General features: G+C 37.6%; 16 protein-coding genes. 2 read left to right on the forward strand and 14 right to left on the reverse strand.

Annotated elements, in window-relative coordinates; genetic code table 11:
- The first annotated feature begins 320 nt into the window (after positions 1–320).
- Positions 321–2114 carry an alpha-amylase family glycosyl hydrolase gene (locus tag C8C76_RS13850; RefSeq protein WP_108142667.1) on the forward strand — a complete coding sequence of 598 codons (1794 nt, stop codon included), beginning with the start codon at positions 321–323 and terminating at the stop codon, positions 2112–2114.
- Between the two features lie 8 nt (positions 2115–2122).
- Here C8C76_RS13850 and C8C76_RS13855 read toward each other — a convergent pair whose 3' ends face one another.
- The 11 genes from C8C76_RS13855 to C8C76_RS13905 form a co-directional block, all read right to left on the reverse strand.
- Positions 2123–2785, reverse strand: coding sequence for a GTP pyrophosphokinase (locus C8C76_RS13855; RefSeq protein ID WP_108142669.1), 663 nt, complete (start codon positions 2783–2785; stop codon positions 2123–2125).
- Between the two features lie 87 nt (positions 2786–2872).
- Positions 2873–4087 carry a peptidase T gene (gene pepT / locus C8C76_RS13860; protein ID WP_108142671.1) on the reverse strand — a complete coding sequence of 405 codons (1215 nt, stop codon included), beginning with the start codon at positions 4085–4087 and terminating at the stop codon, positions 2873–2875.
- Positions 4088–4320: 233 nt separating this feature from the next.
- Positions 4321–5139 (reverse strand): alpha/beta hydrolase, encoded by an 819-nt coding sequence (locus C8C76_RS13865; RefSeq protein ID WP_108142673.1) that lies wholly within the window; start codon positions 5137–5139, stop codon positions 4321–4323.
- Between the two features lie 28 nt (positions 5140–5167).
- Positions 5168–6115 (reverse strand): hypothetical protein, encoded by a 948-nt coding sequence (locus tag C8C76_RS13870; RefSeq protein ID WP_108142675.1) that lies wholly within the window; start codon positions 6113–6115, stop codon positions 5168–5170.
- Positions 6116–6229: 114 nt separating this feature from the next.
- Positions 6230–7876, reverse strand: coding sequence for a GGDEF domain-containing protein (locus C8C76_RS13875; protein WP_181248233.1), 1647 nt, complete (start codon positions 7874–7876; stop codon positions 6230–6232).
- A 16-nt stretch (positions 7877–7892) separates the two neighbouring features.
- Positions 7893–8828: a 1-phosphofructokinase family hexose kinase gene (locus C8C76_RS13880; RefSeq protein WP_108142679.1), complete on the reverse strand. Its 936-nt coding sequence runs from the start codon at positions 8826–8828 to the stop codon at positions 7893–7895.
- A gap of 38 nt (positions 8829–8866) precedes the next feature.
- Positions 8867–9361: a phosphatidylglycerophosphatase A family protein gene (locus tag C8C76_RS13885; RefSeq protein ID WP_375135337.1), complete on the reverse strand. Its 495-nt coding sequence runs from the start codon at positions 9359–9361 to the stop codon at positions 8867–8869.
- 211 nt (positions 9362–9572) lie between these two features.
- The gene (locus C8C76_RS13890; protein ID WP_108142681.1) at positions 9573–11036 is read right to left on the reverse strand and encodes a DUF1858 domain-containing protein; all 1464 of its coding nucleotides are present in this window, start codon (positions 11034–11036) and stop codon (positions 9573–9575) included.
- A 154-nt stretch (positions 11037–11190) separates the two neighbouring features.
- Positions 11191–12414 carry an MFS transporter gene (locus C8C76_RS13895; RefSeq protein ID WP_108142683.1) on the reverse strand — a complete coding sequence of 408 codons (1224 nt, stop codon included), beginning with the start codon at positions 12412–12414 and terminating at the stop codon, positions 11191–11193.
- 348 nt (positions 12415–12762) lie between these two features.
- Positions 12763–13533, reverse strand: a complete 771-nt coding sequence (locus C8C76_RS13900) for a sulfite exporter TauE/SafE family protein (protein WP_181248234.1) — start codon at positions 13531–13533, stop codon at positions 12763–12765.
- A gap of 93 nt (positions 13534–13626) precedes the next feature.
- Positions 13627–15288 (reverse strand): sensor domain-containing diguanylate cyclase, encoded by a 1662-nt coding sequence (locus tag C8C76_RS13905; protein WP_108142687.1) that lies wholly within the window; start codon positions 15286–15288, stop codon positions 13627–13629.
- Positions 15289–15467: 179 nt separating this feature from the next.
- On the opposite strand from C8C76_RS13905, the gene dpaL reads away from it, so the two are divergent.
- Positions 15468–16688 carry a diaminopropionate ammonia-lyase gene (dpaL, locus tag C8C76_RS13910; RefSeq protein WP_108142689.1) on the forward strand — a complete coding sequence of 407 codons (1221 nt, stop codon included), beginning with the start codon at positions 15468–15470 and terminating at the stop codon, positions 16686–16688.
- Between the two features lie 100 nt (positions 16689–16788).
- On the opposite strand, the gene C8C76_RS13915 is transcribed toward dpaL, so the two are convergent.
- The 3 genes from C8C76_RS13915 to C8C76_RS13925 all read right to left on the reverse strand — a co-directional run.
- Complete coding sequence (locus C8C76_RS13915) at positions 16789–18018, reverse strand: MFS transporter (protein WP_166637187.1); 1230 nt, start codon at positions 18016–18018, stop codon at positions 16789–16791.
- Positions 18019–18175: 157 nt separating this feature from the next.
- On the reverse strand, positions 18176–18757 hold the full coding sequence (locus tag C8C76_RS15220; RefSeq protein WP_181248235.1) for a hypothetical protein: 582 nt from the start codon (positions 18755–18757) through the stop codon (positions 18176–18178).
- A gap of 122 nt (positions 18758–18879) precedes the next feature.
- The coding region (locus C8C76_RS13925) for a transposase (protein WP_146161872.1) at positions 18880–19055 on the reverse strand (176 nt) is incomplete at its 5' end.

A 19055-nucleotide genomic window follows, 5' to 3' on the forward strand; every position in this document is an offset into this window, starting at 1 on the left:
TTAAGCTATGAAAACCATAGTTTAGTTAAGTGCGTCTGAAATCTGGGAGCTGGATAATTTATTTAACTGGTTATCTAAATTAAGACTAAATATTTAATTTTAATAGATTGAAATGATTTTTTAACGGCAAAAATCTAAAAAGAACTACTTTAACTTTTTACTTGCCGAATTCAAGTTTAATAAAATCTCTACTAATATCTTATTCTTCAAAAAGAAATCTAATCCTTTTTCAGCTCTATTCCAGCATTTTATTAAAGGAAAAGTAATAATTTTGCTGAATATAAATAATAGATAATGCCTAAAACATAAGGAGGCAGCTTATGAAAAGTATAGAGGATTTTAATTTAAAAGAAATTACTGAAAAAAGAGAGTATCAGAAGTCTCCGGAAGCATGGGATGAACAGATCTTTTATTTTCTGCTTGTAGACAGATTCGCATCTGAAAAAGAATATCCCCTCTATGATCAAAAAAATGATTATGAAAATGCCTTAAAAACTGAGGCAGCCAGACAGAAGTGGCTGGAGAGTGGAGAAAAATGGATTGGTGGCACCTTAAAAGGAATAACAGATAAGCTGGACTACCTTAAAGAACTGGGAGTGAGTGTGCTCTGGATCAGCCCGGTCCTTAAACAGCCAGTTTACTCAGAAAATTATCACGGCTATGGAACCCAGAATTTTTTAGAGATTGATCCTCATTTTGGCACCAAAGCTGAGCTCAAGAAGTTGGTTGCTGAGGCTCACAAAAAGGAAATCTATATTATCCTGGATGTAATAATCAACCACACAGCTGATGTGCTGCTTTATGATGCAGAAGATGCCTTCTATACCGGTCAGGAGTATCCGGTTAAAGCTTTCAGGGATAAAGATGGGAAAGCAGTTGTTGATCCAAATAATCCTGACTACAGCACTACCTGGCCTGAAGGGGGAGTCTGGCCTCAGGAAATTTTCAATTTAGATACCTTCAGCAAAAAAGGTTATATTAGAAACTGGGACAGCGATCCAGAATTTAGGGAGGGAGATTTTTTCTCTTTAAAAAATATCAATACTGGTTCTGGCAGGGTAGATGATTATAAGCCTTCTGAAGCCCTAAAAGTTTTAACAGAGTGTTATAAATACTGGATAGCTTATGCAGATTTAGACGGTTTTAGACTGGATACAGTAAAACATTTAGATCCAGGTGCTGTCCGCTTTTTTGTCACAGAAATTAAAGAATTTACCCAGACTCTGGGTAAAAAGGATTTTTATATCTTAGGAGAAATTACAGGTGGGATGGAATTTGCAAAGTCCATCTGTGAAAACACAGGTCTTGATGCAGCACTTGGTATCAATAAAATCCCGGAAATTCTTGAAAATGTCGCCAAGGGATATTCCGCAGCCGAAAACTATTTTTCTATTTTTACCAATTCTCAGGTTTTAAGTGAAGGTGAAAATCAGTGGTATCATAAAAGAGTTATTACAATGTTTGACGACCATGATATGGTATATAAACCAAAACACAAAGAGCGTTTTACAGCAGATAAAAAAACAGCTCCTCTTTTAAAAAATGCAGTCTTTTTAAACTTCTTTACTGCCGGAATTCCCTGCATCTATTATGGAACTGAACAGGGTTTTGACGGTAGTGGAGACCACGACAAATATGTTAGAGAATCAATGTTTGGGGGAGAATTTGGTGCCTTCAGAACCAGAAACAGAAGCTTTTTTAACAGTGAACATCCTGTGTATCAGGAGATGAAAAAACTGGCTGAACTTAGAAACGAGTATATCCACCTCAGATTGGGCCGGCAGTATTTAAGAGAAATATCAGAGATAAAAAATAAGGATTTTCACCTTCCCCGGGCAGATCAAGCAAGGTGCAGAGAAATTATTGCCTGGTCAAGGATCTTCAGTCAGGGTGAATTTCTATTAGCAGTAAACTGTGATTTAGATAAAGCTCAAAAAGTCAAAGTCTTAATCGACAGTGAAATTCATCTGCCCGGCGAAAAATTCATCTGTGTTTACTCTTCTGCTGCAGAGAAAATTGGGGAAGAACTTGAGGTGAAAGCAGCTGATCAGGGTAAAAATTATCTGGAAATAGCTGTCCCGGCAAAAGGAAGGGCTATTTATAAATCCTTATAAGCTGCAGCTTATTCTAATGCTGCATACTGATCCAGTTCTTTTTTGATATCCAGCATCTGCTGGTCGAGTTTTTTGATCATTTCGGCAGACTCCTTCAATTTCTCCGGAATCTCATCTGGAGCATCATTTTTGTATTTATAATAGATCTTATGTTCCAAACTGGCCCAAAAATCCATGGCAATTGTTCTAGTCTGAATTTCAACTTTAGTCATCCGGGCCTGACTGCTTAAAAAGATCGGCAGCTGAATTAATAGATGCAGGCTCCGGTAGCCATTTTCTTTCGGATTTTTGATATAATCTTTGACCTTTAAAACCTCAATATCATCCTGAGATTTGATCATTTCTAAAATCTTATAAATATCATCGGTAAAAGAGCAGATAATCCTGATTCCAGCTATATCATTGATCTTAGTTTTAGCATTTTCAATGTTGACCTCATAGCCTTTGCGCTCCAGCTTTTCTATAATGCTGTCAGGTTTTTTAACTCTCGTTTTAATATGCTCAATTGGGTTGTGATCATGAATTATTTTAAATTCGTTATTTAAAATTTTAAGTTTGGTGTTTACTTCTTCGATTGCTGACTCATGGATAAAGATCAGCTCCCGCCATTCTTTAAAACCATACTGGTCTGCTATGTTCATCAGCTGTTCTTTATTGATATTAGATTCCATTTATTCCACTCCTAGATATGCTTAGAAATTTTAATATTAATATAGTTCAATTATAACAGTTAAAACTTAAAAATAGATTAACTTTTCTTATTTCTGAGCCGCATTTTCTGCAATTTTAACAATCAATTCAGCTGCTTTTTTCATATTTTCTACCGGAATAAATTCAAATCTGCCGTGAAAGTTATAGCCTCCTGCAAATAAGTTGGGAGTTGGCAGTCCCATATAGGAAAGTCTCGCACCATCTGTTCCACCTCTGATAGGCTTAATATCCGGAGTTATCCCCAGCTCCTCCATTGCTTTTTTGGCAAGCTCAATTATCTCAAAATGAGGCTCAATTTTTTCTTTCATATTGTAGTAGCTGTCTTCTATCTTGACTTCAATTACATTTCCATATTTATTATTTAAAAAATCCACCACCTGCTGCATTAAGGCCTTCTTGTTTTCAAAACCTTCTTTGGAAAAATCTCTGATAATATAACTTGATTCAGTATAATCTACACTACCATCGATATCAATTAAGTGATAAAAACCCTCATAGCCTTCAGTATGTTCCGGTGCTTCTGCAGTCGGCAGCATAGCATCTAATTCCATCGCGATTTTCATTGAATTAACCATTACATTCTTAGCAGTACCTGGATGAACATTTTTACCCTGTATTTTTAGATCAGCAGAAGCTGCATTAAAGTTTTCATATTCCAGTTCTCCCAGTGGTCCCCCATCAAGTGTATAGGCAAAATCTGCTCCAAAGGCTTCTACATCAAAGTGGTCTGCTCCTCTGCCAATTTCTTCATCAGGTGTAAAGCCGACCTTAATTAATCCGTGCTTGATTTCAGGATTTGAAATTAAATAATCGAGTGCAGTTAGAATTTCAGCTATCCCTGCTTTATCATCAGCACCCAGCAGGGTTGTTCCATCTGTGGTAATTAGAGTTTTACCTTTTAATTCTTTTAGGGCTGGAAACTCAGCTTCAGTCAGGCTGTACTGATCATTTAATTGAATCTCTCCTCCCTGATAATCTACCAGCTGGGGATTAGTCACCTGACCATCTAAATCAGGACTGGTGTCCAGATGGGCTATAAAGCCGATAGTTGGAACTTCCTCAGCTGTATTAGAGGGCAGCTCTGCATAAATATATCCATTTTGATCCTGCTTAACATTTTCTAAACCTAATTCATTTAATTCTTTCACTAAAAGTCTGCCAAGTTCGAGCTGCCCTTTGGTACTGGGAACAGTCTCTGAATCAGCATCAGACCTTGTATCTACTGCTATATATCTTTTAAATCTTTCTACTATTTTACCCATCATATTCATCTCCTGTTTTAATTTTATTTTGGTTAGTTCTAAAAATTTTTAATAACAAATGAGTTTTTCACTCTTGAATTTAGATCAGACTGCTATTACAGCCTAACTAATATTATTCTGTAAAAAGAAATTAATTCCTTTTAAAATGCTCATTAAATTATTTTTAAAAATAAAAAGCTCTCCTCGTTTAGAGAAGAGCAATTGGTCACTCATCATTATCTATTTTTTCCAGTCTACACTCTCTCCTCCAGCCAGTTTAGAATATCATTAATCACTGTTTCTTTTTCTTCCGAATTTAAGATTTCGTGGTAGAGTTCAGGATAGGTTTTTAGGCTTTTATCTTCAGCAGCAATTAAATCATAGAACTTTTCGGAACAGCTCGGATCAACTATCTTATCTCCCTCACCGTGCAGGATTAGAACCGGGTACTCGTACTGAGCCAGATTTTCAACCAGCCAGGGTATTCCGTCATCGATAAAGACAACCTTCATCAGTTTTAAAGTAGTAAATTCAGAAACATAGGGGTCCTTTTTGTAGTCATCAACTACATATTCTGATCTGGAAACAAATTTACCCAGCTCATTGGGGAGCTTCATCTCTGGATTATCCTCCAGGCTCAGCTCTTCTAATTCTTTGAAGGCCTCAAGCTCATTGGTCGCTGCAGCACTTAAGATCTGTCCGGTCAGTTTATTTGGATATTTAACCCCATAGCCGGCAGCAATAAAACCACCCATACTGTGGCCGAGCATGAAAATTGGCAGCTCAGGATTTTCTTTTTTGACCAGTTCATAAACTGTATCCGCATCATCTAAATAGGTATTGAAATCCTCAATATAGGACTGAGCACCATCAGATCTGCCGTGGCCGCGATTATCAAAGCGGTAAACTGAAAAACCTTCTCCATTCAACCTGCCGGCAAAATAATCATATCTGCCCTGATGCTCATTTAAGCCGTGGACAATGATCACCACAGCCTGCGGATCATCAACCAGATCCCGGCGCAGAAAGAGCTTCTGAGAATCAAAAGTCTCAATAAATTCAGTGTTGTGCATTATAAAACCTCCTTATATTTTTAATTAGTTAAAATGTCCAGTTCAGCCCCAGACTGATATTTGTATATTCCTGTTCTGCTTCATAATAAATATCTCGTATTATAGTTCCATCAGAGTGAAATTGATTCTGGCTTCCTTCAACCTCAGTCTTATTATAGCCGACATCCAAAACCAGACTTGCTGCTGAAGTTAGATTATAACTTGCCCTGCCGTTGACCAGAATTGAATTTCCTTCTCCCTCTCCTTTAACCGTCATATCACTTTGCAAATAATTATTTTCATCTTTCATTCTGACCCAGTCGGAATAGGCAGCACTTAAAATTAAATCAAATTTGTCGTTATTTTTAGTCTTCAAATCAAAACCGAGATAGGGAATGTCATATTTAGCCTGATAGTTAACATTCCCCCCTTCATAATTAGTAGTTTTTCCTTCCGGTTCATCAGTAGCATCAGTTAAATAGGTTCTTTTTAAATCATAAGATAAAAGATCATAATTATCCTGCTTATAACCTAAATGCAGAGTATAGTCGAGATTGTCTGATGCTCTGAGCCACTCGTTTCTGATTTTAAAATCCCACCTGATGATATCCTTTACTTCTGTGGGAGAAGTACCAATTACATCTTTATTATTGATTCCGGTAGTATAGAGCCAGTCGGAGTCTTTAAAAGTTCCAGCATCATCACTTAAGTTCTTTTCTAATTTGAGAGAAATCCCACCAATATTAAGCTTCGGCATAGTTAGATTATTTTTATAGCTTAAATTGATCATCTCCACAGCAAGGGGAAATTCCAGCCGACTTTTAAAGCCATAATTTAACTGAGCGGTATCAATATCACCTATACTGTATTCTGTATAACCATCTCCAGCCCCGATGCCGAGCTCAAACTGGTGCTCTAAACTCTGAGCTAAAACTGCTGTCTTAAAAGCTGAAAAGAGCAAAACTACCAGAAGTAAAATTATTATTGTTTTATTCATCATTCATCTCTCCCTGAATATATATTTTTATTTCAAATTCATCTTGAGATTTCGGATCTATTCAATCTAAAAAGCCGCTTAAATCCGAATAAAATTATATCTCTAAAAAATATTCTAGCTTTCTACCCGATCTCTCCCCTCTGCCTTAGCTTTATATAAGAGGTCATCTGCCCTTTTTATCAGCTGCTGACTGCTTTCTTTTTCAAATTGAACCGCTCCAAAACTTGCTGTCAGCTTAAAATCTCGACCAGTAACTTCTGCATTTTTTATCTTCTGACGCAGTTTTTCTGCCACCAGAGCTGCTTTTTTCAAATCTGTTTCCGGTAAAATAACTAAAAATTCTTCTCCACCATAGCGGCCGACTAAATCCAGCTTTCTTGTGTTCCGCTGCAGAATAGTGCCTATCTTTTCTAAAACCTGATCCCCGAACTGATGGCCGTAGCTGTCATTAATATCTTTGAAAAAATCCAGATCCAGCATCAGCAGTGAAAGCTCCCTTTTATATCTTCTGCATTTTTCTAATTCAACTTCTAAAAGGTCCAAAATCCGTCTTCTGCTGAGCAGCCCTGTCAGGTCATCTGTGATTAACATTTTTCTTAACTCTTTAGTTCTCTCTTCTACTTTTTCTTCTAATTCCCTGTTTAATTTCTCGATCCGCTGCCTTTCTTGATGTTTAGAATAAAAGACAAACAGCAGCACTACTATCACCAGACTCAAAAATATTAAACCCCAGTATAGAAACTGATAATTTCTCTCCCAGAATGGCTGCGGCCGGTTTATTATTTCCCTGTCCGCAGGAAGTTCGGCCTGGCTGATTTTATACTTCTGCAGCTGATTATAATCAAAATAATATTTGCTGCTGATATCATCAACTATTTGGCCGCTGAAATCATTTTCTCCACTGATAATATCCTCTGCCATTAAAGCAGCCTGCCGTCCCTGCTCCTGAGCAGATATCAGCTTGCCGCCCACTATTCCCTTACCGAGATAAAAATCCCAGGTGCCGTAAATTGGATTTTGGCTGACTTCCCTGATCTTCTCAATTCCCTGGTTGTAGGAAATAAAATTGCCGTTCTGATCTCGATTCAATACCAGCAGATAAATTACATTATTTTGATCCATTTTAAGCAGTCTGTTCTGCAGTTCAGGAATGGTAAAAGAATCCCAGATTTCATAATTGAGCCGATCCTCGTATTCTGTCAAAATCAATTCGAGTTCTGCTTTGATATTTTTGCCGGTCAGAGTCCGATCATTGATGATAATTAGTTTATTTAAAGCAGGATGTAGTTTTAAAATCAAATCGAGATTAGCTCTGTGTTCGGCTTTTTCTACCAGCCCACAAATATCCTGCTGATCTTCTAAAAAATTTTTATTCAGGTTATTGACTCCACAGAATATTACCGGGGCTTCCGGGTATAATTCCTCCCCGTATTCAATTATAAAGTCGAAAGCTGCATTATCAGAAACTATGATTGCATCAAAATCAATAATTCTGGCTTTTTCCCGGTAGAGTGAAATCAACTTGTCATAGTATTCCTGGCTGAAGTTTCTTTTGGTATCCAGATATTCATAATAGATTTTGACCTCATTCTGATAGGGAAAAACGGACCTGATTCCCTCAGAAATCTGATCAGTCCACTCCAGGCCCTGATGATAGGAGTGCAGTACCAGAATATCTTTTTCAGCAGCTGCTGCTGCCGGCAGTAATAAAATTAGTATGATTAAGAGTAAAAATATTATGAAATTTTTAATTTTAATCACCCCTATCATCTAAAGCTTATTGATCTTCTACAATTTTTTGATAAAGCCTATCTGTATCCTCTTTTGTACAGAGCTCAGTCCCCGGAGTCATTACAGCTGCAGAACCGGCAGCCAGTCCATAGTAAAATGAATTTTTTAGGCTCTCTCCCCGGGCCAGGCTCAGAACTATACCGGCTACCATACTGTCTCCTGCTCCTACCTTGCTTTTGATGGGAACAGTTGGCGGTCTTTTAAACTCAGCCTGCTGATCACTAACCAGCAGAGCCCCTCCGGCACCTATAGAGATTACAATCACCTGACAGCACCTGTCTTTAACAAATTTTAAGGCCGCTTCTTTAATTTGATCTTCATCCTTTAACTCCCTGCCCACCAGGTCCTGAAATTCTCCCAGATTTGGCTTGATTAAATAAACTCCTTCTTCGATCACTGACTTTAGAGGCGGGCCAGAAACATCAACTATTACCTCTGCCCCTTTTCTTTTAGCCAGGGCTGCCATCTCTGCATAAATATCAGTACTTACTCCCTGGGGAATACTGCCGCTGAGCACCAGATAATCGGGAAAGGGATCAAGTTCAGTTAAAGTTTTAAAAATTTTATCATATTCTTCTGCAGTAATTTTTGGACCGGGCATGCCAAATCTGTACTGCTGATTGGAAGTCTTCTCATTGATAATCAGGTTTTCCCTTGTTTCTGCCTCAATCTCTATCGCCCCGGTATTTAAATTTTCTTGAGCCAGCAGTTCTGCAAGTTTTTTACCGGTAAAGCCCCCGGAGGTGTAGAGAAGCAGGGAGCTGCCTCCGAGTTTTTTAACTGCTCTGGAGACATTAATTCCGCCACCACCAGGTTCAAATTTGGGCTGGTCACAGTAGAGCTTATCCTCTGCTTTAACATGTTCAACACTGGAACTTTTATCAACAGCCGGATTTAAAGTAAAGGTTACTATCTTTTTCATCTGGGCTCCTTTCTAAAACTGTCCCTAAAAAATTTAAATTATTCAGTTCCCTCTCCATGGGCATAACGGCTGGCAGCTGCGGAAGCAATACCGGCCACTAAATCATCGAGAAATGTATTAACTCGACCGTCCTCTTTGGTGTCCAGCTCCTTAATTATCCCGGATTTTGCCTTATCCAGATAGCCGTAACTTGTAAGGCCGATAGTACCGTAGAGGTTGACAATTGAAAGCGGCAGAATCTCGTCAATCCCGTAAAGACCCTCATCAGTATCGATAATACTCTGAATCGGCTCCGGCAGCTTTTTCTGCTCTGCCAGCTCATCGATTGCCACCCCGGTTAAAATTGCGTGTGCCACCTCTCTTTTCTTTAAAACTGAATCCACATTTTCTATACATTCCTCCAGAGTAATCTCCGGGTTATATGACTCCTGCAGCTTTTTGACAAGTTCTGCAATATCTTCAACTGTTACCCCTCTCTTATTTAAAACTTCTATTGATTTCTGGTATAATTCTTTCATTGATTCGTTCATTATCTTCCTCCTTCAGTTGAAAATAAACTATTTTTTCTGGATCCTGCACTGACTGCAGCAGTTTTCTGCCGCTGAAAAATAATCCAGATTATTATTTATCCTTCTATTATTAATATTAGCCGCCAGAAAGAATTTTCCTTTAAAAAAAATCCCCTGCAGAACCCAGAGGCTCTAACAGAGGATTTAAACCAGCTATTCAATTTATTCAGTATTTTTATTTAAACATCTCTTCCAGTTCTGACAGGTCTTTTTTTGCTTTAAAAGAACCTTCTTCAGCCAGCACCTTTAGATAATAAATTATTTCAGCAGCGTTTTCTGAGCCGGATTTAAAATCAAAAGTAACCCGTTTTAAAAACTTTTCTACAGCCTCCGGAGTCTGCCCCATAATATCAAAGCTCTCCTCGGCTGATTTTTTCGGATCCTCGTTAATTTCTCTGATTGCTTTTGCTATTTCTCTCATAAAAAGCTCCACAATCTCCGGGTGCTGGTCAGCAAATTCGTCCTTAAATACCAGACCGGCATTGGGAAGTTTACCTGCTTCCGGATGGATTTCCTGCCAGAGGTCCTTATAGGCAATGGAAACCACAGCATCTTCTGCCTCTTTGAGGGCAAAACTAGCCTCCGGCTCCCTTAAGAGCACAGTATCAATTTCTCCCCGCACAAATTTAGCCTTCAGTTCTTCCGGACGACCAAAGGGCTGGCCGAAGACAAAATCAAAATCATCAGGATTATAGCCTTTTTTCTTCATCAGATATTTAGTAACTCCAAAGGGAGGTGTTCCCTTGGCCAGCGGCACGTGAATCTCGTGTCCCTTTAAATCGCCAAAGTTATCAGCCTGGTAGCCCCGGGTTAAGAGATAGAAATTATCCCAGACATTGACTGATTTCATCCGCAGGTCGATCCCGTTGAGGTAGAGCTTGGCTGCTGCTACAACTGCCGAAAAAGTAATATCCGCCTTTCCGTTCATCAGCCAGCTCATATGACTTTCTGCCTTATCCCACATTTTAAGCTCTTTAATTTCAATTTTATCCATCAGCTCTTTTGACTTTAAAAGCTTCATGATAATTGGATAGACAACCGGAGTTGCCGACTGAATTACAACCAGCACCTTGTCTCCAGCCTGATGCTCTTCTGCCTCAGAATTCTCAGTTTCTTTTTTATAAAAATATATTTCAAATTTAAAATCATTGATCTGCTCGGTGTAGTGCTCAAAACCGAGAGAGTTAAGCATATTAATTAAGGGGATCGGTTCAAAAATCTGGACCAGTTTAAAACCCTCTCCCGCCTTTAAAGACTGTGCTTTTTTCATAATATCAGCCAGCGGATCTTCTTCACTGCCGATAACATTCATTTCCTTAAACTCTGCGCGGTCACTCAGCCACTCAGGCTGCTCATTCTTTTCTGTTTCAACTAAAATTTCTGCATCAATACATTCCGGAAAGCTGGCAGCCAGTTCTTCTTCCATCCCAATTACCTTATTTAGAGTGTGCAGAACCTCACAGGTCGAAAAACCACCCATTTTGGCAATATCTTTGACTCGAGCGAATTTTCCCACGGTATTATAGACCATCTTATTATCAAGTTTTGAAAATTTCGGTGACATTTCCTTTAATGTTTCTTTTAATTCTGGATATTCATTTAATATAGCATCAAGCTTTGTTTCTGCCTTAATCAGCATTAAAATTTCCCCCTCAGATTGTTATCCTTTTATAGTTAACTAATTGAAAACCATTCTCAATCTAATTTATAGTTAATTACTATACTTTACTATAATCAACCAGAGGAGTTTTGTCGGTGATATATATCACAGTTTATAGATATAGTTCTAATTTCTAAACTTCCGCAAACTTATCTCTGTAGATGAAGCCGAAAACAAGGGTGAAAAATCCGGTAATTAGAGCCATTCCCAGCCAGCTGAGCTGATAACTGTTATTTAAATCGGCCAGCAGTCCAAAAAGTGGTGGACTGAGTAAAACTCCAAAGCGGATAAAAACCAGTGAAAGCCCTGTCCCGATCCCGGCCAGTTTTTCGCTGGCCAGCTCAATCACAGTTGTAAAGTATAATCCCATCCAGCCCAGGCTGACAAAGCCTAAAATTAAAGAACTTAAGTAGATAAGATAAAGCGGCAGCTCCAGAGCACTCATAATTCTAAAATAATAAAGCATTACCAAAGTTAAGCCGATTCCAACTATCACAAGTCCCCTGCTCCTGCTGCCGTTTAAGAATTTATCATTGATCCATCCCCAGAGAGGTCTGCCCATTATTCCACCAATCTGCAGCAGACCAAAAGCAAACCCAGCAGAGGTCCGGCTTAAAGGGAGGTCCTGGGTTAAATAAAGTGTGTAGTGAGCCGGTATGGCACCAGAATTAAATCCTAAGATCAGACCGAATAAACAGACAAAAAGCAGATCTTTATTCTGAAAAAGTTTTAGAATTGAATCTTTAAAATCTAGATCATTTTTTGAATCAGCAGCTTCTCCTCCAGCAGCTCCCTTTTCTTTATAAAAGATAAAGATAAAGATGCCCACTAAAATAGCGATCAGGGCGGAAAAACTTACTGCATTTCTCCAGCCAATTTTTTCTGCCAGAAAAGGCAGAAACACTGCTCCTGTAAAACCACCAATTCCTCCTCCCATCTGCATAACTCCCATGGAAGTTGCTCGGTTCTCAGGAGTGGTCCTCTGCATGACAGCTTTATTTAAAGATGGAGTTATGATGCTGAAAAAGAGGCCGGATAATAAGGCCAGCGCTAAAATCAAAGTAAAATTGGGCGAGCGCGACTGCAGCAGCATTAAAATTCCAAGCACACCGGTCCCCACAACCAGACCTTTTTTGGAGCCAATTTTATCAACTATTCTGCCGCTGAAAACTGCAACAGCTGTCGCCAGCAGAAAATGAAAGGTAGAATACAGGCCGGCTCTGGAGCTGCTTAATACAAATTCTTCTCTGATAAAGGGCATTAACGCTAAAACACCCTGAATATTGATATCCACTGCCAGATAGGCGGTGGAAATTATTAATAAAAACTTATACTGTAGTCCATTTTCTTTTTCCAAATTAAACACCTTCTATGTATTATTAATATTGAACTGATTATAACACAAAATTTATGTTTTTCAATTTTTAAAGATTACTCAGCAGCAAAAGCTTTTGCTTACTGGGGCAGATAAATATAAATATAAAAAATCCCCCTCAGAATTTAATCATATCTGTGGGGGATCTACTATCACGATCTATAATATTTTTACTTCAGATTCTCAAAATCTTCTACACCTGCATTAGGATTAGCTAACATCATAGTTAGAGCCATTTCTTGTAATCTTTTCATCTTATAACAGCCTCCTTTTTATTTGCTTAGGTACATTATACTAAAATCTGATTTTAAATAAGTTAACTGTTTTACACTAATTTAAAATAACTATTAAACCGAGAAATATAAAAGCAGTCCCGATTGCTTTCGATAATCTTTTCTCTGAAGCTCCATTGGCAAAACTGGCAGCTGTTACAGCACCTGCAAAAGCTGCTGAGCTGCTTAAAAATAATTCTAAATATGGAAGGTGCTGTTCGACAATAAAGTGGCTGGCTGAACCAAAAAGAGCGGTAAAAGTCATAATCAAAACAGAAGTACCGATAGCAATATGAGTTTTATAATCTAAAACAAAGGTTAAAACCATTAGAATCATTACTCCACCACCGGCACCAAAAATTCCGGTCATTAAACCGATAAGGGTCCCAAATAAGACTGAAGCTAACTTTTCTCTTTCTCGAAAGAATTTAAGATCAAATTTTTCTTTAAACTCTTCCACCCGCTGATTGATGGGCTTTCTTCTAAAAGAAATCCCGGTTAATAAAATTATGATTCCTGTCAGTCCACCTAAAGCAGCAGAATTCATCCCTCCAGATAACCAGCTCCCCAGAACGGCAGCCGTAACTGCAGAAAAAGCTATTAAAAGTCCCCCTTTAATATTTATATTGCCGTGTCTTTTATATGTATAGGCTGAAACTGAAGAGGCAACTACATCAGTAGCCAGACTGATACCAATAGCTGAATAAGGATCATAACCTAAAAAGATTACCAGAAAGGGAGTTACAATTACAACAGCTGAAGCACCAACCAGTCCGGTCACTATTCCAGCTCCAAATCCAGCAATTAATAATACTAAAATTTCCATCATCAAACTAACAACTCCTATTTATTTATAATTTATAAATATTATAAGTAAACAGGAGTCAATTTGCAGTTAAATACTAACATCTTTATTAAGATATTATTTTACTGTGCTCTTATTTTTTCTTTTATTTTGATACATTTTTTGGTCAGCCCTTTGGAAAGCCTGATTAAGGTCCTGCTCACTGTTATTTAAAGTGTGGCAGCCTAAAGAAACTTGAAATAAATCCCTAAAGTCAGCATCCTCTTTTTTAAGCTGCTCACATTTTTCTTTAATTCTGCTGCAGATATTTTCAACTTCTTCTGCATTAGTTTCTGGCAGGATTACAGCTATTTCGTCTCCACCAATTCTGGCAGCAAAATCTTCACTTCTTAAAAGCTTTTTAAATATTTGAGCGACCATTTTTAGATATTTATCTCCCATTTTATGGCCCAGATTATCATTAACAATTTTTAAATTATCTAAATCTCCAATAATAATGCTCAGTGGATATTTTCTTGAATAGTTTAATCTGTCCATCTCATTTTCAAAATACCTTCTATTATAGAGGTCGGTTAGATTATCATGAAAAGATAGGTATTCCAGCTGCTGCTGACTTTGCTTTTTCTGATTAATATCCTGCTGAATACCAATCATTTTTAGAGCTTCCCCTTCCTCGGATCTTTTTGTAATCTGTCCGGTACTGCTCATCCATTTATACTGTCCGCTCTTTACTTTAATGCGATATTCTAAATTAATAACGTTCTCACCGCTTTTAATGAAGTTCTGCAGCTTTTCTTCTGTCTGCTTCAGATCCTCTGGATGAAGATATTTTTTAAACTCTTTGAGATTTATTTTAAGCTTATCCTTTTTATAACCAAGCATTTCTATAAAATTTTGATCATAATTTAACTGTTCATTCTTTAAATCAAGTTCCCAGAGGCCAAGATTGGCAGCATCTGCGGCTAAATTCCATTTTTCTGTCGTAAGCTTTAATTTGCGAAAAATAAATTCCTGGGGCTCGACTATTATTTTTTTGAGCATCAATTCAAAAATCAGATAAAAGGAAATGAACTTTAGAATGTGACCGATAATATTGGCAATTCCATAAACTGAATCATAAACAGTAAAAGAAAGTTCAGAAATAATTGTAATAGTTATTGTCAGCAGCATCAGCTTATAAATATTCTGGTCAAATTTTTTCCTGTTTATAAAACTGATTACAAGCGATAAAAGTAAAACCCCTGCGATAAAATACTCACTTAGTTTTTTGAAATTTGTAAGACCACTGCCCTCCAAAAAAGCATCAGGAAAAACGCCAATAAGGAGACTAAAAACAAAAATTAAGCTGACAAAAGTATAGATTTTAAAAACCAGCTTAAATTTAATAGCTTTTCTTCTGGCAACTAAGCCCACCGCTGCCAGAATAGATAAGCTTTCCAGATAGCGGGCAATCAACCAGATCTGAGTGGGAAGATTAGCCCTACTGTATTCGAAGATGCCCATTCCCTTATAGGTTAAAGTATGGATCAAATCAAATAACCCGATATACAAAAATGCTATTCCTAAAATTATTAAATAATTATTATTAATTCTTTCCCTGGAATAATAGGCGAGCATAAAAATTGCAAAAGCAACAAAAACACTAAATAATTCTGTTATTAAGTGAAATACCATGAAGTGATAAATTCCAGTTATTAATAATATGCCGCTGAAAAAAACCAAAAGATATAAATTTTTTCTGTTGAAAAGATCATTAATTGAAAACAAAAGGTTTCTCATCTTTTTTCCTTCCTCAAGCCAATTTTAAAATAAATATAAGACAGCACTTCTATTTTATAACAAACTAAGCCAAAAGTCACCCGCTTCCGGGTTATTAATTTATTGCTTTAAAAGTTATTTGTGTTATACTTGATTTAATTAAATAGAAGACTGAATAAATAATGAAAGGAGTTTTTATAGTGAAAAGCAAGGATGACTTAATCGATATTAAATCAATCAAAAATGATAATTTAGGTGGCTCAAAGCCGGAATTTCTCAATGCTCAGGCTGCAAAAAGGGCAAGGAAATTTCACAGTTCTTTTAAAGAATACAGAGCAACCCCACTGACCAGTTTAAAACATCTGGCTGAATATCTGGGGATTAAAAACATCTATGTTAAAGATGAATCATATAGATTTAACCTCAATTCCTTTAAGGTTCTAGGAGGTACCTATGCAATAGCAAAATCACTGGCTGAAAAATTAGACAGAGATGTTGAAAATTTAAATTTTGAGATGCTTAAGAGTAAAGAGGCTAAAGAAGAACTGGGAGATATCACTTTTATCACTGCTACTGATGGAAACCACGGCAAGGGAATTGCCTGGGCTGCAAATCATCTCGGCCACCAGGCTGTTATTTATCTTCCGGACGGATCTGCGCAAAAAAGGGTGGATGCCATTCGTGAAGTAGGTGGTAAAGCAATTGTTACCAACTTAAATTATGATGATACAGTTGCTTATGCAATCAAAAAAGCTGAAGAAAATAACTGGCATCTGGTGCAGGATACAGCCTGGGAGGGTTATGAAAAAATACCGACCTGGATTATGCAGGGGTATACCACAATGGCTGAAGAGATCAAACTGCAGCTGGAACTGGAAGGAATTGAGGAGCCGACTCATATGTTTCTGCAGGCAGGAGTGGGTTCGATGGCCGGCTCTATCCTCGGCTATTATATCAACCAGTTTGACAACTATCCAATCACTACAATTATTGAGCCAAATGAGGCTGCCTGTGTATTCAATTCTGCTGCTCACTCTGACGGTAAGACTCACAAAGTTGAAGGGGATCTAAAAACTGATATGGCCGGGCTGGCCTGCGGAGAAGCCAATCCTTTAGCCTGGGAGATCTTAAGGGATTATGCCCACATGTTCATTTCCTGCAATGACTATGTTTCCTCCCGCGGAATGAGAATTCTGGCCAATCCGATTGCTGATGATAAGCAGATTATTTCCGGGGAATCAGGTTCAGTTGGTCTCGGACTTCTATCCTTACTGATGGAAAAGGAAAATCTGCGCAGTTTAAAAAATGAGCTGCAGTTGGATGAAAATTCAATTGTTTTAATCTTTAATACTGAAGGTGCTACAGATACTGTAAATTACAGAAAGATTGTCTGGGATGGAAAAGACAGCCTCCTCGATTAGAATTCAGACAAAAAATTATGATAAAACAGAGCCTCCTCTTAAAACTGAGGAGGCTTTTAATAATTAAGCTGAAATTATTTCAAAAAATGAATCCAATTAATTATGAGGCGCTGTTTTCCTTTCTAAGTAGATAATAGGCGGCAGACATCACTGCAGAAACAAGGATAAAGGTAAATAGATAGCCAAATAAATCAATAAATATTCCTCCCATCAGGGGCAGGAGCACAACTAAAAAGTTTAAGGTTCCTCTAATCCCCAAGTAGACAGTTCTTCTGTCATCAGGGGCAATTTCTAAGAGATAGGGCTCAAAACCGACTTTGCGGCCGCTGATTAAAAATCCAATTAAAAAGAAAATTATTGAATAGGTTTCTGGACCAAAATTACTGAGCAGGAGGGCAATTATCGGAATCACCGCACCACCCAGAATACAGATTCTAACTACAGCCTGAGAATTTAATTTGTCAGAAATATAGCCCCAGAAAAGATTGGAAACTATTGTCCCTGCAATCTGAAATAGAAGATATCTGCCGATATAATCAGAGCCAATTCCAAAACTGTCCTGAGCATAAACTATATAGAAAGGCAGCAGCATCAAACTGAAGCTTGCCATATTTTCGATGATTATAAAAGAAGCAAAATTCTTATCCTTTTTTAAGATCCCGGGAACCTTTTTAATGTATTCTTTTAGTGAAAGCAGATCCTCGTCTTTGCTGACAGACGGAGGCTCTTTGATTAACCAGAAGGCTAAAGCAGCAATTATTAAACCGACAAATCCAATAAATAAGGTTATTGAATAATTTAAAGGAAAGCCGAATCTATCCCCTGAGAAAATGTTCTGAACAACCATCCCTCCCATAAAGGCTGCCAGACTGGCGGCAAACTGTTTGCTGGCATAGAGCTTTCCTCTCTCCTCACTGGCAACAGTTTTGGCAATTATATCTCCATAAGAAATGCTGGCAAAACCGCCGGAGATTGAAAAAACAAGTACCCAGAAAAAGAAAGAGATAATAACTAAATCAGGTGAGCTGCTGCCGAAATAGTAGGTAAAGCCAGCCATCCCCAAAAAGGAAAAAGCTCTCAAATAAATTCCAATCAGCAGAAATTTCTTGCGGTAGTCATAGCCATTCATATAATGGCTGAAAATAATGTTGAAAATTCGGGGTGCCCCGAGCATTATTGAATATAAAAGTCCAAAAATGATTTTAGAATCAATCAGAGTTGAAACCAGGGAAGGAAAAACTGTATTAAAATCGATCATTGACATCGTCAAAGTTAAAAAGAACCCGTGCCAGATAAAGATCAGATATGACTTTTTTAAAGATTTATTCATCAGCAAAACTCCTCGCATTATTTTTTAATCATTCGCTCAGAAGTTTAGCAGGAATTTTATTTGAATGCAGTTAATTGTTAAACATTTAAAAAGAAAAATCCCCAGCAGTTTTAAAATAGCTGCTGAGGAGTTTGTCCGAATTCTAAATTAAAGTTAATTAATCATCATCACGCTCGTCGTCATCGTCATCATCGTCATCATCATCATCGTCGTCGTCATCGTCTCTATCATCATCATCGTCTCTATCGTCATCATCGTCTCTATCGTCATCATCGTCTCTATCGTCATCATCGTCTCTATCGTCATCATCGTCTCTATCGTCATCATCGTCTCTGTCATCATCATCGTCTCTGTCATCATCATCGTCTTTGTCGTCATCATCGTCTCTATCGTCATCATCATCTCTGTCGTCATCATCATCTCTGTCGTCATCATCATCTCTGTCGTCATCATCGTAGAGGTCATCTAAATTATCGAAATCATTATCCAGGTCATCATAGCTGCCATTGGAGTCTAATATCTGAGATATCTCGTCCAAATTGACACCTTCATCATAATGAAGGTCAAATACTTTATCAAAAATATTTTCTTTCTCCTGTGAGTTAAGATTCTGGTTGCCAGAAATCTTCTGAATGACTTGTCTAAAATCTGAATTTTCCTGGGCACCTACCAGTGAAGCCGGCATTAAAGCAGTTAAGATCAGCAGTGAAACTAAAAAAGTTGATAAATATTTTTTCATAATTGTCATACCTCCTTATAATTATTATTCAGCATAACATTAACTTGGTTCTTTAACAAATGTTGTGAAATCTAAATAGCACCGTTTGAATCATGTTATCTCTTTTATTTTTTGAATTGCTCTTAAATACTTAGCAATGATAAATATACTCGGCGTTTTAAGTTTTCAACTTTGGGAACACCGTAGCCAATTCTTTTAATTAGTTTGATTTTGTTGTTTAATCCTTCAGCAAATCCGTTGGTTATTCTAGTTTTAAAATAGTTAATAATGTGCTGTTCCCAGCGTTTTACTGTTCCTT

The sequence above is a fragment of the Halanaerobium saccharolyticum genome, from assembly GCF_003053565.1.
In the GTDB taxonomy this organism is placed as follows: Bacteria; Bacillota; Halanaerobiia; order Halanaerobiales; family Halanaerobiaceae; genus Halanaerobium; species Halanaerobium saccharolyticum_B.